This window comes from Neobacillus sp. PVCKKU3, from assembly GCF_058323225.1.
The window spans coordinates 1-20,039 of the sequence record NZ_JBLVQN010000016.1; the positions used below are offsets into that span (position 1 = coordinate 1).

The following is a 20,039-nucleotide window of genomic DNA, read 5'->3' on the forward strand; positions in this document are numbered from 1 at the left end:
AGACAACCTGAAAAGGTTGTCTTTTTTGTTGGCTATTTAGGATTGAATGATGCATGAGAACCGTCCCCACGCATCACCCCAGTATATAAATCATATACCTCTTCCCAATTCCACTTTTCATAATAACTGCTTGGGACCGTAATGTTTTTAATCCAATGTTTTTCTATTTTATTAAAGCGGGAAACAAGTACGTCTGCTTTCTGTCGGTCAGTCCTTATCCAATAAAGCTGTCCCTTTCCAACCATTGGTACAAAATCACCTTTATTTTTTGGAGGAAAGGTAATTTGCTTTTGGTTCCCAGTAAGGAGATTTACCTCTAATAACTGAGGAAGAGGCCGTTCATCCAGTCTGCCCTCCTTACTTTCGACTGATCGGGAAACAACCACTACCGTTTCATTTTTCCAAACTAAATCCCGGTCGGCATATCCCTTAGCCTGCATTATAAGCTCTTTTTTCAAAGGAGTAGGCCTCACCAGCAACAAATGCTTATTATAAGTCGCTTCCCTTCCGACTCCGCCAATATAAGCTAAATTAGTCCCGCCAGGCGCCCACTGTATCCATTCCTCATAGCTTAACATCTCATCTACCTTTTTAAAAACAGCCCCATCAGCAGATAGCAAACAGAGCGTATTTGCATCTGCTGACATGGAAGCAGTCGGAATTAATAAAAAGCTAATCCAGCCCTTATCAGATGACCACTTAAACGAGCTTGTGCTGACAAAGTATTTATCCTCCCTAACTGGTATTGTAAACAGGTTCTTTACAACCGGCCTTTGCCTGTCCACCTCTAACATAACCCTTGATAAAATATTATCAGAATGAAGTTGTTCACTTTTTTTGGCGGAGATCAATAAACCATCCCCGTTAGGAATCCAAGAAAAGTTCTCCACGCCTTGAGCCAGCGTCGAAGCCAGAAAGGATTTAGAAGGTTTAGTATCTACTACATAAAGAGTCTTGTTGACGAGATAAGCAAGTTTATTTTCACGGATGGCCCATTGAAAGTTTTTGTTAACTTTTGAAGCCATCTTAAAATGTTTATTAGTATGAAGATTACAGAGCCATAGCTCGCCATCATAAACGATATTTCCATCCTGTTTAACGGCCTTTAAATAGGCAAGCCATTGTCCGTCATAGGACCACTTTGGGTACCTTACATATTCACCTTCCGTCAACTTCCTTTCTTTAGTGCCGGTTTTTATCCATAAATCATCATGGCGGATAAACGCGGTTTTTTCCTGATGTGCAGCAAATGCAGCATTTTGAAATGTACAAGTAAGCAAAATGGCAAGCAGAACGGTTCTAATCACGAAATCACCCCATTTGACCTGATGCAAAGGGCCGGTTCTAGACTGCTGAAAAACACGACCCTTTGCCTAGGTTTTTTTAAGACAATAAAATGGCTGAGTGGAAGTTGAGACATCCATTATTCGCCCTTCTTAAAAGACCATCATAAGGTCTTAAAGACTAAAATGGCACACGCCAAGTGAAAAAATGGTCTTCATAAGGTCAATGAAGACCAAAATGGCTCAAGCCAAGGAGGAAAATGGTCTTCATAAGGTCAATGAAGACCAAAATGGCTCAAGCCAAGGAGGAAAATGGTCTTCATAAGGTCAATGAAGACCAAAATGGCTCAAGTCAAGAAGGAAAATAGTCTTCATAAGGTCAATGAAGACCAAAATGGCTCAAGCCAAGAAGGAAAATGGTCTTCATGGTTCTTTTGCTTCACTTTCACGGCTTCTAAACAAAAAACGTCCCCATGCTTCACCTGTGTTTCCCCATGTTTCAATATTTTCCCCTAAAAATAGTAAATCCTGCGATTCTTTGTAAAGAATAAGGATATGCGGGATGAAGTGATGCACAAGAACCGTCCCTATGCTTCACCCATGCTTCACTGGAGGTGGAATGATGGCATGGTTTGATTGGCTTCATGAGTATAGATTGACGAGTATCTTTTTTGCGGCTGTGATTGCTTGGTTGGGTGTGTTTGTGATTAATCGGGTTATTCATAAGTTTTTTCAGCAGACGCATTTTATTGAGGAGCGGAAAGAGGAGACGATTGCGAGTATGGTCCGCTCCTTTACTCGATATTTAGCGACGATTGGGGTTATTTTCTACGCGCTCTCCCAATATGTCGATAATTTTGGGAGATTTCTCGCCGGCGCGGGAGTGGTCGGGGTCATTGTCGGTATTGGTGCACAAAGCTTGATTAGGGACCTTCTCTCGGGCACTTTTTTAATTTATGAAAAACAGCTCCATAAAGGAGATTTTATTACGATCAATAACACTTTCAGTGGAACGGTTGAGGAAATTGGTCTTAGGTTTATTAAAATTAGGGAGTGGAGCGGGAAGCTGTTAACGATCAGCAATGGGGAAATCAAACAAATTCATAATTATAATATTGAACAAATGCGCGTGATTGAAAACGTGGTGATCAGCTATCGGGAGAATCCCGAAGAGGTTTTATCGGTCTTGGAGCTGGCCTGTGAAAAAATAAATGAAGTTAATCAAGACTGTTTAAAGATGGACGGGGAAAATTGTATTGTAGAGCCCTTTAGCGTTTTTGGCATTACCGCCATCAATGCTAACTATCATGGGATTGAGTATACCATTACCGGACTGGTCGATGACGCTTTTTATTGGGAAGCCGGCATTAAGGCGAGAAGGATTATTGCCCAAACACTTTATGATCACGACATCATGCTTGCGGAGGATACGCTGTTCATTAAACAGGCAGCGAATCGGCTTGCCGGGGAAAAAAGCGAACGTCCCTTCTGACTGACCTTGGTGGGATGAATGTGTTAAAGTAGGGGAAGCACCGTTTAGGAGGTCTTTTGTATGTTAGAAAATAGTTATGTAATGGTAGCAATTATCCTCATTATTAATATTGTATATGTGTCTTTTTTTACTATAAGGATGATTCTAACTTTAAAAGGGCAGAGGTATTTGGCCGCGTTCCTTAGCATGATTGAGGTAGTCATTTATGTGATGGGGCTGGGTCTGGTTTTAAACAATTTAAATGAGATACAGAACCTGATTGCCTATGCAGTCGGTTATGGGATTGGCGTTATTGTCGGTATGAAAATTGAAGAGAAGTTGGCTCTCGGCTATATTACCGTCAATGTCATCACAGCGGAATATGATAAGAATTTGCCGAAGATTTTGAGGGAAAAGGGCTATGGCGTGACCGACTGGGAGGCGCATGGGCTGGAAGGAAACCGAATGGCCTTGCAGATACTCACTCCAAGAAAGTTTGAGTTAAGATTATATGATGCGATTAAAAATATTGATCCAAAAGCCTTCATCATTGCCTATGAGCCAAAAACTATTTATGGCGGTTTCTGGGTCAAATCTGTGAAACGAGGGAAATTATTTAAATGAGTAAAAAGAAAATGCAATTTGAGGTCCTTGAAAATGAGAGTATTGAGGAGTGTCTGAACCGAATCAAACAGCAGGGGTATACGCCTGTAAGCCGAATAGAGAAACCTATTTTTCAAGAGGTCAAGAAAGGCAATGAAACCGTTTATGAGCCAGCCGGGAGAAAAATTATCTTTGAGGCAAGGGTTATCGAGTAAAACACGAACATTACAGTAGTATTTGAAAATAATGTTCGATTATTGGTTGACAGCCTACCAAAATGCTTGGTAAGATAAGTTTAGAAATTACAAAATTATTCTTACCCTCATATATCAATGGGAATATGGCCCATAAGTCTCTACCCAATAACCGTAAATTATTGGACTATGAGGGAAAGTCAATATGTTCGGCACATAAGGGGTATCCCCCTTAGATTTGTGTTCTTGATTTTCCATGCCCGGACAAATGGCTTTCTCTTCTAGAGATACCATTTGTCCGGGTATTTTATTTTTCTAAAAAAGTTTTATAGGGGGACCAGCGGAATGAAGAACTTGGTCGGCGTAATTATGGGAAGCAAGTCGGACTGGGAAACTATGAAGCATGCATGCGATATTTTGGAAGAACTTGAAATCCCATATGAAAAGAAAGTCGTTTCTGCACATCGGACACCAGATTTGATGTTTTCATACGCAGAAGATGCCAGACAAAAAGGCTTAAAGGTAATTATCGCTGGAGCAGGCGGGGCAGCGCATTTGCCTGGCATGGTGGCTGCGAAAACAACTCTTCCTGTCATCGGTGTTCCTGTCCAGACGAAGGCTTTAAACGGACTCGACTCTTTGCTGTCAATTGTGCAAATGCCAGGCGGTGTACCGGTTGCGACGGTTGCGATTGGCAAGGCTGGCGCGATGAATGCCGGGCTTTTGGCGGCACAAATTCTCGCTGCCACTGACGTGGAGTTAGCGAGCAGATTAGAAGCAAGGCGGGAAGCGACTAAAAACGCAGTGTTAGAAAGCAGTGATGAACTTGAATAATAAAGTTATATTACCAGGCGCGACAATCGGTATTATTGGCGGCGGCCAGCTTGGCAGAATGATGGCGTTGGCAGCCAAGGCTCAAGGCTTTAGGATCGCCGTTTTAGAGCCGACAGCGGACTCTCCTTGCGGGCAAGTGGCAGATGTGGAAGTCATCGGCGCTTATGATGACCGTGAGGCAATCGGCCGGTTAGCTGCGGTAAGTGACGTGATCACGTATGAATTTGAAAATATTGATGCAGATACATTAAGCTGGCTTTGCGAACAAGCCTATGTTCCGCAGGGACCAAAGCTATTGACCATTACCCAGAACCGAATCACAGAGAAGGCGGCGATTCGGAACGCAGGGGCTGAAGTCGCTCCATACGAAGAGATTTATAGTGTGGAAGATTTATTTTTAAAAATTGAAGCCGTGGGCTATCCTGCTGTATTAAAAACGGCAAGAGGCGGCTATGACGGAAAAGGCCAGCTGGTCATAAAGGAACATAGTGATTTAGAAAAAGGGGAAGCCCTTATTAATCATGGCGAATGTGTGCTAGAGCAATGGGTCCCATTTGAAAAAGAAATTTCCGTGATTGTGACGCGCAGACTGGATGGGGAAACAGCGATTTTACCAGTAGCGGAAAACATTCACGTAGACAATATATTGCATCAGACGATTGTTCCGGCACGGATTTCAGAGGCAACAAAAGCCCTGGCGATTCAAAAGGCAAAACAGATTGCCGACTCCCTTGGATTAGTTGGTACGCTTGCGGTAGAGATGTTTGTGACTGCTGATGGTGAAATTTACATTAACGAATTGGCACCGCGGCCGCACAATTCCGGGCACTACTCCATTGAGGCCTGCCAGACATCGCAATTTGAGCAGCATATCCGCGCGATTTGCAGCTGGCCATTAGGAAGCACGGAGCTATTAAAACCAGTTGTTATGGTCAACCTATTAGGGGAGCATCTTGAAAGCTTATATCAAGAAATTCCGGCCATGAATGATTGGAAGGTTCACTTGTACGGAAAAAAAGAACCAAAGGTGAAGCGAAAAATGGGCCATGTTACTATTTTGCGTGATAATGTAGAAGATGCCCTTGACGAAATCCAAAAGAGCAGCATTTGGGCGGCTGCCACAGTAAAGATCGGAGGATAAAAGATGATTGATCGTTATACGAGACCAGAAATGGGAGCCATTTGGACGGAGGAAAACCGCTTTAATGCTTGGCTTGAAGTAGAGATTTTAGCCTGTGAGGCGTGGGCCGAGTTAGGCGAGATTCCAAAAGAGGATGTCAAGAAGCTGCGCGAAAATGCTTCCTTTAATATTGACCGGATTAAGGAAATTGAAGAAGAAACAAGACATGATGTCGTTGCCTTTACCCGTGCCGTATCTGAAACACTAGGTGAAGAGCGTAAATGGGTGCATTACGGCTTAACCTCTACGGATGTGGTTGATACAGCCCTCTCCTATGTTTTAAAGCAGGCCAATGCGATTTTATTTAAGGACATCGAAAACTTTATTGAGATTTTGCGAAATAAGGCGATTGAACATAAATATACGGTTATGATGGGCCGGACACACGGCGTACATGCGGAGCCAACAACGTTTGGCTTAAAGCTTGCCCTTTGGTATGAAGAAATGAAGCGGAACCTGGAGCGTTTTAAGCAGGCTTCCCAAGGTGTGGAGTTTGGGAAAATCTCCGGTGCAGTTGGAACGTATGCCAACATCGATCCGTTTGTCGAACAGTACGTTTGTGAAAAGTTAGGTATTCAACGGGCGCCGATTTCTACACAGACCTTGCAGCGTGACCGTCATGCTCATTACATGTCAACATTGGCGTTAATTGCCACTTCGATTGAAAAATTTGCCGTAGAAGTCCGCGGCTTACAAAAAAGTGAAACGCGTGAGGTAGAAGAGTTTTTCGCAAAAGGACAAAAAGGGTCATCGGCGATGCCGCATAAGCGCAACCCGATTGGTTCCGAGAATATGACAGGGATGGCCCGCGTGATTCGCGGCTACATGATGACGGCTTATGAGAATGTTCCACTATGGCATGAGCGCGATATCTCTCATTCTTCCGCTGAGCGGATTATCCTGCCAGATGCCACAATTGCGTTGAATTATATGTTGAACCGTTTTGGAAATATCATTAAGAATTTGACGGTTTATCCGGAAAACATGAAGCGCAATATGGATCGTACGCTTGGCTTGATTTACTCTCAGCGCGTGCTGCTAGCACTGATTGATAAAGGCTTATCCCGCGAAGCGGCTTACGACACTGTCCAGCCAAAGGCAATGGAAGCTTGGGAAAAGCAGGTTCCATTCCGCAGCTTAGTCGAAGCGGAAGAAAAAATTACCTCAAAGCTGTCTGCTGAGGAAATTGCCGATTGCTTTGATTACAGCTACCACCTACAGCATGTGGATACCATTTTTGATCGATTAGGATTAAATGCTTAAGGCAGCAAGTTAACACGAAAAAAATTAAACAGGGGCATCACTAACATGGTTATGCCCCTTTACCTATATTGAAGATTCCTAATATTGAAAAATAAGGAGCGACCCAAGATGAAAGAAATGCTATATGAAGGAAAAGCGAAGCGTATCTATTCAACTGAAGACCCGCAAATTGTTTTAATCGAGTATAAAGACTCTGCCACCGCTTTTAATGGACAAAAGAAGGCTGACATCACCGGTAAAGGCCGTTTGAATAACGAGATTACTAGTTCGCTATTTTTAAAACTTAAAGAACAAGGAATAGACTCGCATTTCATCAAACGCGTATCCGAAACCGAGCAATTAGTAAAAAAAGTCTCCATTATCCCACTTGAGGTCGTCGTCCGCAATATAGCTGCAGGATCCTTCTCAAAACGTTTGGGAGTCGAAGAAGGCCGCCCGCTATCAGCGCCAATCGTGGAATTTTATTTAAAAAACGATGACTTGGGTGACCCGCTCGTCACAAAAAGCCACATCCTCGAACTGAAAGCCGCAACAACTGAAGAAATCAGTATTTTACGAGATAAAGCACTGCAAATCAATGAAGTGTTAATAAACTTTTTCGATAACCTTGGCGTTAATCTTATTGACTTTAAACTTGAATTTGGCAAAGACCAAGATGGACAAATTTTATTAGCCGATGAAATTTCCCCTGACACCTGCCGCCTGTGGGATCAGAAAACAAACGAAAAGCTTGATAAGGACGTATTCCGCCGTGATTTAGGTAGCTTAACCGAAGCCTATGAAACTATTCTTAAAAGACTTGGAGGACATCAGCATGTATAAAGTTAAGGTATTCGTCACATTAAGAGAAAGCGTATTGGACCCGCAGGGAAAGGCAGTTACCCATTCCCTTCACTCTTTAAGTTACCCGGAAGTAGCTGATGTCCGCATCGGCAAATACATGGAATTGACTCTTGAAAAATCAGGACGGGATATCGATGAAGTCATCAACGAAATTTGCAGCAAGCTGCTTGCCAATCCGGTTATCGAAGACTACCGATACGAAGTAGAGGAGTGTGTCGCACAGTGAAATTTGCGGTCATCGTTTTTCCGGGATCCAACTGTGATATCGATATGTACCATGCCGTAAAAGACGAACTCGGTGAGGAAGTCGAATACGTTTGGCATGACACAGACAACTTAGACGAATTTGACGGAATTCTCCTCCCAGGCGGTTTCTCTTATGGGGATTACCTCCGCACAGGTGCGATTGCCCGCTTTAGCAAGGTCATGAAGGAAGTCATCAAAGCGGCCGAGGCCGGCAAGCCAGTAATGGGAGTATGCAACGGATTTCAAATACTCTTAGAAGCAGGTCTGCTGCCAGGGGGGATGAGACGAAACGAGAGTCTTTCCTTTATTTGCAAACCAGTAGAATTAAAGGTAGAAAATAACGAATCCATGTTTACAGGTGAATACGAACAAGGGCAAACCATCACCATTCCAGTCGCCCACGGCGAGGGAAATTATTATTGCGACGAAGCAACACTCGAACAATTAAAGGCAAATAACCAAATCGTCTTTACCTATCAGCAAAACCCGAACGGAAGTCTCGCTGATATTGCCGGAATCATCAATGAAAAAGGAAACGTGCTCGGAATGATGCCGCATCCAGAACGTGCTGTTGATAGCTTGCTCGGAAGCGCGGACGGTCTGAAAATGTTCCAATCAATCGTAAAGGCTTGGAGGGAAGCACATGTTGTTAAAGCTTGAACCAAATCCAGAACAGATTAAGCAAGAGAAACTATATCAGCAAATGGGTTTATCCGATGACGAATTTGCCTTGGTTGAAAATATCTTGGGCCGGACACCGAATTATACCGAAACAGGCCTTTTCTCCGTCATGTGGTCTGAGCACTGCAGCTACAAAACCTCAAAGCCTGTATTGAAAAAGTTCCCAATCAGTGGCCCGAAGGTTCTTCAAGGTCCTGGCGAGGGTGCAGGGATCGTTGACATTGGCGACGGTCAGGCGGTTGTATTTAAGATTGAAAGCCACAACCATCCATCTGCAATTGAACCATATCAAGGCGCAGCAACTGGAGTAGGCGGGATTATCCGTGATGTATTTTCGATGGGAGCACGCCCAATTGCCCTATTAAACTCGCTTCGTTTTGGAGAGCTGGATTCTTCCTCCAGAGTCAAATACCTTTTTAAAGAAGTCGTTGCCGGGATTGCCGGTTATGGAAACTGTATCGGAATCCCTACTGTTGGCGGCGAAATCCAATTCGAGGATTGCTATGAGGGCAACCCGCTCGTTAACGCAATGTGTGTTGGCCTTATCGACCACAAGGATATTAAAAAAGGCCAAGCGCACGGTGCTGGAAACACCGTTATGTATGTCGGCGCAAAAACCGGCCGCGATGGCATTCACGGAGCAACCTTTGCTTCTGTAGAATTAACCGAAGAGTCGGATAAAGACCGCCCAGCAGTTCAAGTCGGTGACCCGTTTATGGAAAAACTCCTTCTAGAAGCTTGTCTTGAGTTGATTCATTCCGATGCCCTTGTTGGCATTCAAGATATGGGTGCAGCGGGACTTACAAGCTCCTCTGCTGAAATGGCCAGCAAAGCCGGAATGGGTATCGAGATGAACCTTGACCTTGTTCCGCAGCGGGAAACTGGCATGACTGCCTATGAAATGATGTTGTCAGAATCACAGGAACGCATGCTGGTGGTCGTGAAAAAAGGCCGTGAGCAGGAAATCGTCGATCTTTTTGAAAAATATGATTTAGAGGCTGTTGCAATTGGAAAGGTAACGGATGACAAGAAACTGCGCTTGATTCATCACGGTGATGTGGTAGCCGACGTTCCGGTCGATTCCTTAGCGGAGGACGCGCCTGTTTACAACATGCCATCCATGGAGCCTGCATATTTTGCAGAATTCCAGGCGATGGAGAACGAAATTCCACAAGTAGAAAACTTACAAGAAACACTGGTAAAACTATTAAGCCAGCCAACTGTTGCCAGCAAGGAATGGGTTTATCAACAATACGATTATATGGTTCGCACCAATACAGTCATCGCTCCGGGATCGGACGCTTCCGTAGTAAGAATCCGCGGCACCCGCAAAGCACTGGCAATGACAACTGACTGTAATTCCCGCTTCGTCTATTTAGACCCGGAAACAGGCGGACAAATTGCTGTGGCGGAAGCAGCAAGAAATATCATCTGTTCTGGCGCGGAACCACTAGCGATTACCGATAACCTTAATTTCGGTAACCCGGAAAAGCCGGAAGTATTTTGGCAGATTGAAAAAGCGGCCGACGGTATCAGTGAAGCCTGCCGGGTATTAGAAACACCAGTTATCGGTGGAAACGTCTCTTTATATAACGAAACTAGCGGTACTGCGATTTATCCGACACCTGTTATTGGGATGGTTGGACTCATCGAAGACCTTGATCATATTACAACCCAGCACTTTAAAACCAGCGGTGACCTGATTTATTTAGTCGGAGAAACGAAGGATGAATTTGGCGGCAGCGAGCTGCAAAAACTCCTTAACAATGGCCAGGTTTTTGGAAAGGCACCGGAATTAAATATTCAAATCGAAAAAGACAGACAACAGCAAGTTCTTACAGCGATTCGTGCCGGAGTGGTTCAGTCTGCTCATGACTTGTCAGAAGGCGGCCTTTCAGTCGCTTTAGCAGAATGTCTGTTTGAAAATCCACAGCTTGGAGCGAAAGTGAATGTCGCTGGAAACCTAGTTTCTGCCTTATTCAGTGAAACGCAGTCCCGTTTCCTTTTATCTGTGAAAAAGGAACATCAAGCTGAGTTTGAAAGTTTAGTAGAAGCCGCCTTGATCGGCGAAGTGAATAATTCAGGAACAATGAGTGTGGTATCTGGAGAGCAAACTGTCCTTGAGTCGTCTGTGGAAGAATTAAAAGCTGCCTGGAAGGGGGCAATCCCATGCTTGCTGAAATCAAGGGATTAAACGAGGAGTGCGGAGTCTTTGGTGTTTGGGGCCATAAGGATGCAGCCCAGCTGACTTATTACGCGCTGCATGCCCTGCAGCACCGCGGCCAGGAAGGAACCGGCATTGTCGTTAATGACGGCAATACACTGAAAGTGGTCAAGGGCGAAGGACTGGTTACAGAAATTTTTACTGCTGATAGAATGGCTGAGTTAACTGGCAACACAGCGATTGGTCATGTCCGCTATGCAACAGCAGGCGGAGGGGGATATGAAAATGTCCAGCCCCTCCTGTTTCATTCGCAAACAGGGAGTCTGGCACTTGCCCATAATGGCAACCTAGTAAATGCGAATTCTTTAAAACATCAGCTCGAAGCCCAGGGCAGCATTTTTCAAACGAGCTCAGATACAGAGGTTCTCGCCCACTTAATCAGAAGAAGCGGATTTCCAAACATGAACGACAAGGTGAAAAACGCTCTTTCGATGCTAAAAGGAGCCTATGCGTATTTGATTTTGACCGAAACTGAATTAATGGTGGCACTCGATCCTCATGGATTACGGCCGCTTTCACTTGGCTGCCTTGGCGATGCTTATGTGGTCGCTTCGGAAACATGTGCGTTTGACGTAATTGGCGCCGAATATATTCGCGATGTTGAGCCAGGAGAGTTATTAATCATCAATGAAAATGGAATCAAGTCAGAGATGTTTTCGGTCAGTTCAACAAAAGCGATTTGTACGATGGAATATGTTTATTTTTCAAGACCGGACAGCAACATCCAGGGAATCAATGTGCATACCGCCCGCAAAAATATGGGGAAAAGATTGGCCATGGAGGCGCCAATTGAGGCAGATGTGGTGACAGGAGTTCCAGATTCCAGCATCTCTGCTGCAATTGGCTATGCCGAAGAGTCGGGTATTCCCTATGAGATGGGCTTAATTAAAAATAAATATGTCGGCCGGACTTTTATCCAGCCGTCCCAGTCGCTCCGTGAGCAAGGGGTAAAAATGAAGCTGTCGGCTGTCCGAGGGGTAGTCGAAGGGAAGCGTGTCGTCATGGTCGATGACTCGATTGTCCGCGGAACAACGAGCAGAAGAATTGTCAAAATGCTAAAGGAAGCAGGGGCAACTGAGGTGCATGTTGTCATCAGCTCACCGCCAATCAAAAACCCATGCTACTACGGAATCGATACATCCTCAAAGGAAGAATTAATTGCTTCAGATAAATCGGTTGAGGAGATCAGACAGCTGATTGGAGCAGATTCCTTAACGTTCTTAAGCCTTGAAGGGATGCTTGTCTCCCTTGGTCAGACAGAAGGAACAAACGGATGTTGCCTTGGCTGTTTTACCGGAAATTATCCGACTGAAATCTATCCAGATACACTTCAATACTACTACCAAAAGGGGTGACAGCAGTGGCTAATGCATACAAACAAGCTGGTGTTGATATCGAAGCAGGCTATGAAGCCGTAGCAAGAATGAAAAAGCATGTCCAAAAAACAGCCCGGGCCGGCGTCTTGGGCGGCCTCGGCGGTTTTGGCGGGATGTTTGATTTATCGACCCTAAACTTAAAAGAGCCGGTCTTGGTGTCAGGAACGGACGGGGTAGGAACTAAACTAAAGATTGCTTTTGCGATGGACCGCCACGATACAATCGGCATTGATGCCGTAGCGATGTGCGTCAATGATATTGTTGTTCAAGGTGCAGAGCCATTGTATTTCCTTGATTACATTGCAACGGGCAAAGCGCTCCCCGAAAAGATTGAAGCAATTGTCAAAGGGATTGCCGATGGCTGCGAGCAAGCCGGATGTGCCTTAATTGGCGGAGAGACAGCGGAAATGCCTGGACTCTACCGTGGAAATGAGTATGACCTGGCAGGTTTTGCGGTCGGAGCGTGTGAAAAGTCCAACTTGATTACCGGTGAAACGATTAAGGCCGGCGACGTCCTGATTGGTCTTGCGTCAAGCGGTATCCATAGCAATGGCTATTCCTTAGTACGGAAGGTATTTAACGATTGGTCATTGATTGAATTTGTGAATGAACTTGGCTGCACCTTGGGAGAAGAATTGCTGAAACCGACAAAAATCTATGTAAAGCCGATTTTGTCAGCATTGAAAAAATTCAACATCAAAGGCATGGCCCACATCACTGGCGGCGGATTTATCGAGAATATCCCAAGGATGCTCTCAGGCGGACTAGGGGCGGAGCTCGATGAGAAAAACTGGAATATTCCATATGTGTTTAAGCTGATCTCCGAGCTTGGACAAATTGACTATAAAGAGATGTATAATATTTTTAATATGGGAATTGGTATGGTAATAGCGGTGGATAAGGAAGATGCTGCTGATGTGCTTGAGCACTTTAAACAATGCGGCGAAACTCCTTATGAAATCGGAGTAGTAACTGATAGCGAAGGCATCAAAATTAATGGCAGGGGTGGACGTCGATGAAAAATATCGCAATCTTTGCATCCGGAAGCGGAAGTAATTTTCAAGCGATTGTCGACGCTGTCCAAGCGAAGCAGCTTTCAGCAAACCTCTCCTTGCTTGTTTGCGATCAACCGGGGGCTTATGTAATTGAACGGGCGCGGGAGGCTGAAATCTCCACATTCGTTTTTAACGCCAAAGACTATCCAAACAAGGAAGCTTATGAAGAAGAAATCGTCTTGTTATTGAAAAATAAACAAGTGGATTTGATAGTGCTGGCAGGCTATATGAGGCTGGTTGGCTCTACTTTATTAAGTGAATATGAAGGACGGATTATCAATATCCATCCTTCATTGCTTCCAGACTTCCCGGGCAAGGATGCGATTGGCCAGGCATTAGCTGCAAACGCCAAATGGAGCGGCGTGACCATCCATTTTGTCGATGAAGGAATGGATACAGGGCCGGTCATTGTTCGGGAACGGGTACGAATTGAGGAAAATGAAACGAGAGAAAGCCTACAGTGGAAGATTCAGGAGATTGAACACAAGCTATACCCATCCATTCTGCAGATGTTATTGACAAAAGGAGATGCATTACTAAATGAAAAAGCGCGCGCTAATTAGTGTATCAGACAAAAACGGGGTAGGCGAATTCGCTAAGGAATTGATCAATCTAGGATTTGAGATTGTTTCGACTGGCGGGACGAAAAAAATGCTGCAGGAGCAGGGGCTGCCTGTTCTTAGTGTAACGGACGTTACCGGATTTCCAGAAATTTTGGAAGGCCGTGTTAAAACATTAAATCCATTTATTCACGGCGGCTTGCTGGCGAAACATGGCGAAGCAGACCATCAAAAGCAGCTTGAAGAGCATCACATCGATCCAATTCAGGTTGTGTGTGTCAATCTTTACCCATTCCAGCAGACAATTGAAAAGCCGGATGTAACGGTTGAAGATGCGATTGAGAACATCGATATCGGCGGACCAGCAATGCTTCGCGCTTCGGCAAAAAACCATCAATATGTTACCGTGGTTGTCGACCCTGTTGACTATGAAACCGTACTTGCAGAATTAAAAGCTGACGGGGAAACAACACTAGAAACAAGACGTAAGCTTGCTGCTAAGGTTTTCCGTCATACTGCCGCTTATGATGCGTTAATTGCGGAATATATGACTAAACTTGCGCAGGAAGAAAATCCGGAGAAATTAACGGTTACCTATGAATTGAAGCAATCGCTTCGTTATGGAGAAAACCCGCATCAAAGGGCTTCCTTTTACAAAAAGCCGCTTGGTTCCAAATTCTCGATTGCTTATGCCGACCAGCTTCATGGCAAAGAGCTTTCCTATAATAACATCAACGATGCTGATGCAGCGCTGCAAATCGTGAAAGAGTTCACGGAACCAGCAGCAGTTGCAGTTAAGCATATGAATCCGTGCGGAGTCGGCACAGGTAAAACTGTATTCGAAGCCTTTGAAAAGGCGTTTGCTGCGGACCCTGTTTCCATCTTCGGCGGGATTATTGCCTTTAACCAGGAAGTGGATGCCGAGACGGCCCGCAAGCTCCATGAAATTTTTCTAGAAATTATTATTGCCCCGTCGTTCTCGAAGGAAGCGATTGAGGTTTTGACATCTAAAAAGAACCTGCGTCTGTTAACCATTCCTTTTGAACAGGGACAAAAAGTGGAGCGGAAAATGACGACGATTGAAGGCGGACTGCTCGTGCAGGACCAAGACCGCTATAGCCTGGATGATGCCAATATCACGATTCCAACGAAGAGACAGCCGACTGACGCTGAGTGGGCTGCATTAAAGCTGGGCTGGAAGGTTGTTAAGCATGTGAAATCCAATGCGATTGTCGTTTCTGACAAGGACATGACGCTTGGAATCGGTGCTGGACAGATGAACCGTGTCGGCTCAGCAGAGATTGCCCTTAAGCAGGCAGGTGCAAAGGCTGAAGGTGCGGCGCTTGCTTCCGATGCTTTCTTCCCAATGGACGATACTGTCGAAGCTGCAGCCAAAGCAGGTATTACAGCGATTATTCAGCCGGGCGGCTCCATCCGTGATGCGGATTCAATTAAAAAAGCGGACGAATATGGAATTGCCATGGTGTTTACTGGCGTCAGACATTTTAAACATTAATCGGGGTGAAGAACAGTGAAGATTATGGTAATTGGCCGCGGTGGTAGAGAGCATGCGATTTGCCGGAAAGCGAGCGAAAGCCAGCAGGTGGAGAAAGTGTTTGCTGCCCCTGGCAATGCTGGCATGACCGATGTGGCAGAGCTTGTTGCGATTGAGGAATCCAGCCACGAACAACTGATCCAATTCGCCAAGGAACAGGGCGTCGCCTTGACGATCATCGGTCCAGAGGTGCCGCTTCTTGAGGGATTGGCCGACAAGTTTACTGAGGCAGGGCTAAGAGTATTTGGACCGCGTCAGGCGGCTGCTGAAATCGAAGGAAGCAAGTCATTCGCCAAGGAGTTAATGGAGAAATACCAAATTCCAACGGCTGATTATGCTGTCTTTACTTCGTATGACGAGGCCCGTCTGTATGTTGAAAAGAAGGGTGCTCCAATTGTCATAAAGGCGGATGGGCTGGCAGCAGGGAAAGGTGTTACCGTGGCCATGACCATGGAGGAAGCACTGGACAGCCTCAAAAGCATGTTATTGGATAAACAGTTCGGCGCTGCTTCTGCCCGGGTAGTGGTTGAGGAATTTTTGGACGGAGAAGAGTTTTCCTTAATGGCTTTCGTCAATGGCGAGGTAGTGGTTCCGCTTGAAATCGCTCAGGATCATAAACGGGCTTTTGACGGCGATAAAGGGCCTAACACCGGCGGGATGGGTGCCTATTCACCGGTGCCGCAAATTGACGCAGAAATTGTTCAGACAGCCGTTGAAACTATACTGAAACCAGCGGCCAAAGCTATGGTTCAAGAGGGTAGAAGCTTTTGCGGGATTTTATATGCCGGTCTAATTAAAACGGAGAACGGTCCGAAGGTAATTGAGTTCAATGCCCGTTTTGGCGATCCGGAAACTCAGGTGATTTTACCGCGCTTGAAATCAGACTTAGTTCAAGTGGTGAATGAATTGTTGGATGGCGGCACTCCTGTTCTGGAGTGGGATGAAGAGGCCATGCTGGGAGTGGTGGTCGCTTCCAAAGGATATCCTGGGGATTACGAAAAAGGTGCTGTACTAGACGGTTTAGCAGATTTGGACCCTGAACAGGTTTATGTTTTTCATGCGGGAACCGCTAAAAACGAATCCGGTGAGTTTGTGACCACTGGAGGCCGAGTTCTTTTGGTTGGTGCTAAGGCTGGGAACTTAGCAGAAGCACAGGAAAAAGTTTATGCTGAGCTTGTAAAATTAACGTCCGAAGGTGTTTTTTACCGGAGGGATATCGGTTTTAAGGCTATCGCGCACGTCTTCTAGATTCAAGGGCTGCCGCACCTGCGGACAGCCCTTTTTTTAGAACTTTACTAATTTAACATCAGGTCGGATTATACGGCATGGCATCCCCGGTCAACCCTTCAACCCCATCAGCGGCATCAATGTTTCCATCAACAGATCCGCCGAGTTTCCCTTCATCGGCCATACACTGATACTTTTCAAATAATGCCGTCATCGGACAGTAGCGGACAATTCCCTCCGCCACCTTCATGGCCGCACAAAGAGCGACGAACAAGTAGGAATCTCTCCATGGCTGCTTCACCAATTTAGCAGTACACCAAGAAAGCAAGGTAAGTCCAACGGTAATACGGATTAGGGCGTTTAAAATCCCTATGTTTGGTGTGATTTTCATTTTTGTTCACTCCTTCACAAAAGTTTTACAATATTTATCATTTTCTTTACTGCTTTAAATTACAAAATATGATAGTATAATAACTAAGAAATTTGTAAGGGTTTTCTTTATTGTGAAATCAAACAATTTATAAATAGATACGTTTCATTTTAGGGAGGGATTTTGTATGCTGGAACAGCGCTACCGCTGGAAAAACAGACAGTTACGCATGCATGTATCCGTTTTGGATGGGACAACAGCCCCCACCATTCTGTTAAAAAACGCCTTATACTTGAATCAGACGTTTAAGAAATGGATGCGTGCCAATATTTGGATATATGACGATCGGATTGTTTATGTTGGCGAGAACCTGCCTGCCAACACAGAAAACTGTGAAATCATTGATTGTACGGAACAGATCCTTGTTCCGGGTTATATTGAACCGCATGCCCATCCGTTTCAATTATATAATCCCCATACTCTTGCGGCCTATGCATCGCAATTTGGAACCACGACATTAATTAATGACAATATGGCCCTTGCTTTGAATTTACCAAAAAGGGAAGCGTTTTCATTGTTGCGGGATTTCCGCTCGATTCCATCCACCATGTTTTGGTGGTGCCGGTTTGATTCGCAAACAGAAATTTTGTATGAGGAAGAAACTTTTTCACACAGTAATATTAAGTCCTGGCTAGAGCACGACGCGGTCCTTCAGGGCGGAGAGCTGACGGGCTGGCCTAAGCTTTTAAACGGCGATGATCTGATGCTTCATTGGATTCAAGAGGCAAAACGGATGCGCAAGAAAATCGAAGGCCATTTTCCTGGCGCTTCGGAAAAAACCTTGGCAAAGATGATGCTTTTGGGGGCTGATTGTGACCATGAGGCAATGACGGGTGAGGAAATTTATAACCGCCTCATGCAGGGCTATATGGTTTCCCTGCGCTATTCGTCAATTCGCCCTGATCTGCCTGATATTCTTGATGACATGAAGCGGATGGGAATTGACGCATATGATAGATTAATATTTAATACGGACGGAGCTACTTCGACTTTTTACGAGCAGGGCATAACCGATGCGATGATTCGGATTGCAATTGAAAAAGATGTTCCGGTTATTGATGCCTATAATATGGCCTCAGTTAATATTGCTAGATACTACGGCATCGACCACCTTCTCGGGAACATTGCCACAGGCAGGGTAGCAAATATTAACTTCTTATCAAGCGTTGAAAATCCGACACCGGTATCTGTACTGGCTAAAGGAAAATGGGTAAAACGGAATGGAATGAAGGTTGAGGAAGCCTACCCTTCTGTTGATTGGTCACAGTACGGCTTAAAGCCGATGGAATTAGACTGGGAATTAACAATGGACGACTTGCAATTTTCCATGCCGTTCGGAATTAAAATGGAGAATTCTGTTATCACGAAACCATATTCCATCGCCATTGATGTTTCGGGAGATGAATTGACAACCGATCATGATGAGTGTTTCTTTACCTTGATTGACCGCAAAGGGAAATGGCGGATTAACACGATGTTAAAAGGATTTGCCAATAATTTATCTGCACTGGCGAGTTCCTTTTCCAATACAGGGGATATCATTTTAATTGGAAAAAACAAGCAGGATATGCTTTTGGCATTTAATAGAATGAAAGAATTGGACGGAGGGATCGTCCTGGTCGAAGACGGGGAGGTTGTTTGCGAGCTGCAGCTGCCATTGGCTGGAATTATGTCAAATCTTCCGATGGAGGAGTTAATGGTCCAGGAGAAACGTCTGCTTGAAGAATTGAAAAATCGAGGCTACAGCTTTTCCGATCCGATTTATAGCTTGTTGTTTTTCTCAACGACGCATTTGCCGTATATTCGGATTACCCAGCAGGGGATGTATGATGTGATGAACAAAACAGTACTCTTTCCATCGATAATGCGTTAAACTATAATTAAGTTAATGATTTAACGCGCGAAAGTGACTGGATGTATGAGAGGAAACAGGGGTGTTGACTGGATGAAAAAATGGGCTGTTGCAGCAGCAGCGCTTCTTTTACTGTTCTCCGGATGCAGTAAGAAAGAAGAAACGGTAAAACCACTGGAACCAAAAGAAAAAGTGGTTGACAAGGTAGTGGAAAAAGAAGAAAAGAAGGAAGAAGTCGCCTACTATTTTCCTCTTACTGGCGTAAAATCAGAAACGAAAACAGATGGAAGAGCAGTTGCAGTCATGATTAATAATCACCCAAAGGCTAGGCCGCAATCAGGCTTGTCTAAGGCGGATATTGTCTATGAACTTATTGCAGAAGGGGATATGACCCGTTTCTTAGCTGTCTTTCAAAGTGAAAGGCCGGCAAATATAGGCCCGGTAAGAAGTTCAAGAGCCTATTATATTGATCTGGCCAAAGGTCTAAACGCTCTTTATATCGCCCATGGGTACAGTGAAGAAGCAAGGCAGATGCTTGAGAGCAACTATGTTGATAACTTAAATGGAATGCAATATGATGGTACATTGTTTAAGCGGTCCAGTGCCCGCAAAGCACCGCATAACTCGTACATTACGTACGAAAACATTTTAAAGGGTGTTGAACAAAAGCACTATACGATGGATAAAACACCACCAAGCTTTACATTTTTAAAAGAGGACGAAAAAAGTAAGGTCACAGGAAATGACGCAAAATCTGCCATGATCTCCTACTCAAAAGGAGGCATCTCCGATTCGACCTTTACGTTTGATCCCCAGTCGGGCAAGTACAAACGCTTTTCTGGCGGTGAACAGACTGTGGATTTAGAAAATAATGAGCCAGTCCTACTGGATAATATTTTTATCATCGAAGCAGTTCACCAGGTTTATGATTCGGCAGGCCACCTGAAAGTAGATTTACAATCCGGAGGCAAAGCCTACCTGTTGCAAATGGGAAAAGTAAACGAAGTGAATTGGGCGAACAAGGATGGACGAATTGTTCCAGTTAAGGATGGGCAAGAGGTTCCTCTCGTTCCAGGAAAAACGTGGGTCAATGTAGTGCCGAGTAAACCAGGCCTTTCTCAAAGCGTCTCATTTGATGTACAATGATTTATACGGTAAAGGG

General features: G+C 44.8%; 20 protein-coding genes and 1 riboswitch. Of the genes, 17 read left to right on the forward strand and 3 right to left on the reverse strand.

The genetic code is table 11. From position 1 onward, the window contains the following. Positions 1-32: 32 nt before the first annotated feature. Positions 33-1,307: a TolB family protein gene (locus ACNQGS_RS12410; protein WP_491487563.1), complete on the reverse strand. Its 1,275-nt coding sequence runs from the start codon at positions 1,305-1,307 to the stop codon at positions 33-35. 399 nt (positions 1,308-1,706) lie between these two features. Continuing rightward, a complete protein-coding gene (locus ACNQGS_RS12415; RefSeq protein ID WP_491487565.1) occupies positions 1,707-1,859 on the reverse strand; it encodes a hypothetical protein in 153 nt (50 codons plus the stop codon). A gap of 46 nt (positions 1,860-1,905) precedes the next feature. On the opposite strand from ACNQGS_RS12415, the gene ACNQGS_RS12420 reads away from it, so the two are divergent. The 15 genes from ACNQGS_RS12420 (at position 1,906) to purD (ending at position 16,616) form a co-directional block, all read left to right on the forward strand. Further along, positions 1,906-2,775: a mechanosensitive ion channel family protein gene (locus tag ACNQGS_RS12420; RefSeq protein WP_491487566.1), complete on the forward strand. Its 870-nt coding sequence runs from the start codon at positions 1,906-1,908 to the stop codon at positions 2,773-2,775. Between the two features lie 60 nt (positions 2,776-2,835). After that, on the forward strand, positions 2,836-3,378 hold the full coding sequence (locus tag ACNQGS_RS12425; protein ID WP_491487567.1) for a DUF2179 domain-containing protein: 543 nt from the start codon (positions 2,836-2,838) through the stop codon (positions 3,376-3,378). Then, positions 3,375-3,572, forward strand: coding sequence for an NETI motif-containing protein (locus tag ACNQGS_RS12430; protein ID WP_491487568.1), 198 nt, complete (start codon positions 3,375-3,377; stop codon positions 3,570-3,572). The genes ACNQGS_RS12425 and ACNQGS_RS12430 overlap by 4 nt, the downstream gene beginning before the upstream one ends. Before the next feature lie 87 nt (positions 3,573-3,659). Further along, positions 3,660-3,761, forward strand: a riboswitch (purine riboswitch). A 135-nt stretch (positions 3,762-3,896) separates the two neighbouring features. Then, positions 3,897-4,385 carry a 5-(carboxyamino)imidazole ribonucleotide mutase gene (purE, locus tag ACNQGS_RS12435; RefSeq protein WP_491487569.1) on the forward strand — a complete coding sequence of 163 codons (489 nt, stop codon included), beginning with the start codon at positions 3,897-3,899 and terminating at the stop codon, positions 4,383-4,385. After that, entirely contained in the window at positions 4,372-5,526 is a 1,155-nt protein-coding gene (gene purK, locus ACNQGS_RS12440) for a 5-(carboxyamino)imidazole ribonucleotide synthase (protein WP_491487570.1), read from the forward strand. Before purE ends, purK begins: the two co-directional genes overlap by 14 nt. Positions 5,527-5,529: 3 nt before the next feature. Continuing rightward, positions 5,530-6,828 (forward strand): adenylosuccinate lyase, encoded by a 1,299-nt coding sequence (gene purB / locus ACNQGS_RS12445; RefSeq protein WP_491487571.1) that lies wholly within the window; start codon positions 5,530-5,532, stop codon positions 6,826-6,828. Positions 6,829-6,936: 108 nt separating this feature from the next. Further along, entirely contained in the window at positions 6,937-7,650 is a 714-nt protein-coding gene (gene purC, locus ACNQGS_RS12450; protein ID WP_378587915.1) for a phosphoribosylaminoimidazolesuccinocarboxamide synthase, read from the forward strand. Further along, positions 7,643-7,897 (forward strand): phosphoribosylformylglycinamidine synthase subunit PurS, encoded by a 255-nt coding sequence (gene purS / locus ACNQGS_RS12455; RefSeq protein WP_491487572.1) that lies wholly within the window; start codon positions 7,643-7,645, stop codon positions 7,895-7,897. Before purC ends, purS begins: the two co-directional genes overlap by 8 nt. Further along, positions 7,894-8,577, forward strand: coding sequence for a phosphoribosylformylglycinamidine synthase subunit PurQ (gene purQ, locus ACNQGS_RS12460; RefSeq protein WP_491487573.1), 684 nt, complete (start codon positions 7,894-7,896; stop codon positions 8,575-8,577). Before purS ends, purQ begins: the two co-directional genes overlap by 4 nt. Then, the gene (purL, locus tag ACNQGS_RS12465) at positions 8,561-10,792 is read left to right on the forward strand and encodes a phosphoribosylformylglycinamidine synthase subunit PurL (RefSeq protein WP_491487574.1); all 2,232 of its coding nucleotides are present in this window, start codon (positions 8,561-8,563) and stop codon (positions 10,790-10,792) included. Before purQ ends, purL begins: the two co-directional genes overlap by 17 nt. Then, a complete protein-coding gene (purF, locus tag ACNQGS_RS12470) occupies positions 10,768-12,177 on the forward strand; it encodes an amidophosphoribosyltransferase (protein ID WP_491487575.1) in 1,410 nt (469 codons plus the stop codon). Before purL ends, purF begins: the two co-directional genes overlap by 25 nt. Positions 12,178-12,182: 5 nt before the next feature. Continuing rightward, on the forward strand, positions 12,183-13,217 hold the full coding sequence (purM, locus tag ACNQGS_RS12475) for a phosphoribosylformylglycinamidine cyclo-ligase (RefSeq protein ID WP_491487576.1): 1,035 nt from the start codon (positions 12,183-12,185) through the stop codon (positions 13,215-13,217). After that, on the forward strand, positions 13,214-13,816 hold the full coding sequence (purN, locus tag ACNQGS_RS12480; protein ID WP_491487577.1) for a phosphoribosylglycinamide formyltransferase: 603 nt from the start codon (positions 13,214-13,216) through the stop codon (positions 13,814-13,816). The genes purM and purN overlap by 4 nt, the downstream gene beginning before the upstream one ends. Continuing rightward, positions 13,794-15,329 (forward strand): bifunctional phosphoribosylaminoimidazolecarboxamide formyltransferase/IMP cyclohydrolase, encoded by a 1,536-nt coding sequence (gene purH / locus ACNQGS_RS12485; RefSeq protein ID WP_491487578.1) that lies wholly within the window; start codon positions 13,794-13,796, stop codon positions 15,327-15,329. The genes purN and purH overlap by 23 nt, the downstream gene beginning before the upstream one ends. A gap of 15 nt (positions 15,330-15,344) precedes the next feature. After that, positions 15,345-16,616 carry a phosphoribosylamine--glycine ligase gene (purD, locus tag ACNQGS_RS12490; RefSeq protein WP_491487579.1) on the forward strand — a complete coding sequence of 424 codons (1,272 nt, stop codon included), beginning with the start codon at positions 15,345-15,347 and terminating at the stop codon, positions 16,614-16,616. Between the two features lie 58 nt (positions 16,617-16,674). On the opposite strand, the gene ACNQGS_RS12495 is transcribed toward purD, so the two are convergent. Beyond that, positions 16,675-16,986 carry a YgaP family membrane protein gene (locus ACNQGS_RS12495; protein WP_491487580.1) on the reverse strand — a complete coding sequence of 104 codons (312 nt, stop codon included), beginning with the start codon at positions 16,984-16,986 and terminating at the stop codon, positions 16,675-16,677. Between the two features lie 166 nt (positions 16,987-17,152). On the opposite strand from ACNQGS_RS12495, the gene ACNQGS_RS12500 reads away from it, so the two are divergent. Then, a complete protein-coding gene (locus tag ACNQGS_RS12500) occupies positions 17,153-18,898 on the forward strand; it encodes an adenine deaminase C-terminal domain-containing protein (RefSeq protein ID WP_491487581.1) in 1,746 nt (581 codons plus the stop codon). A 72-nt stretch (positions 18,899-18,970) separates the two neighbouring features. After that, on the forward strand, positions 18,971-20,023 hold the full coding sequence (locus ACNQGS_RS12505) for a DUF3048 domain-containing protein (RefSeq protein ID WP_491487582.1): 1,053 nt from the start codon (positions 18,971-18,973) through the stop codon (positions 20,021-20,023). Positions 20,024-20,039 lie beyond the last annotated feature (16 nt).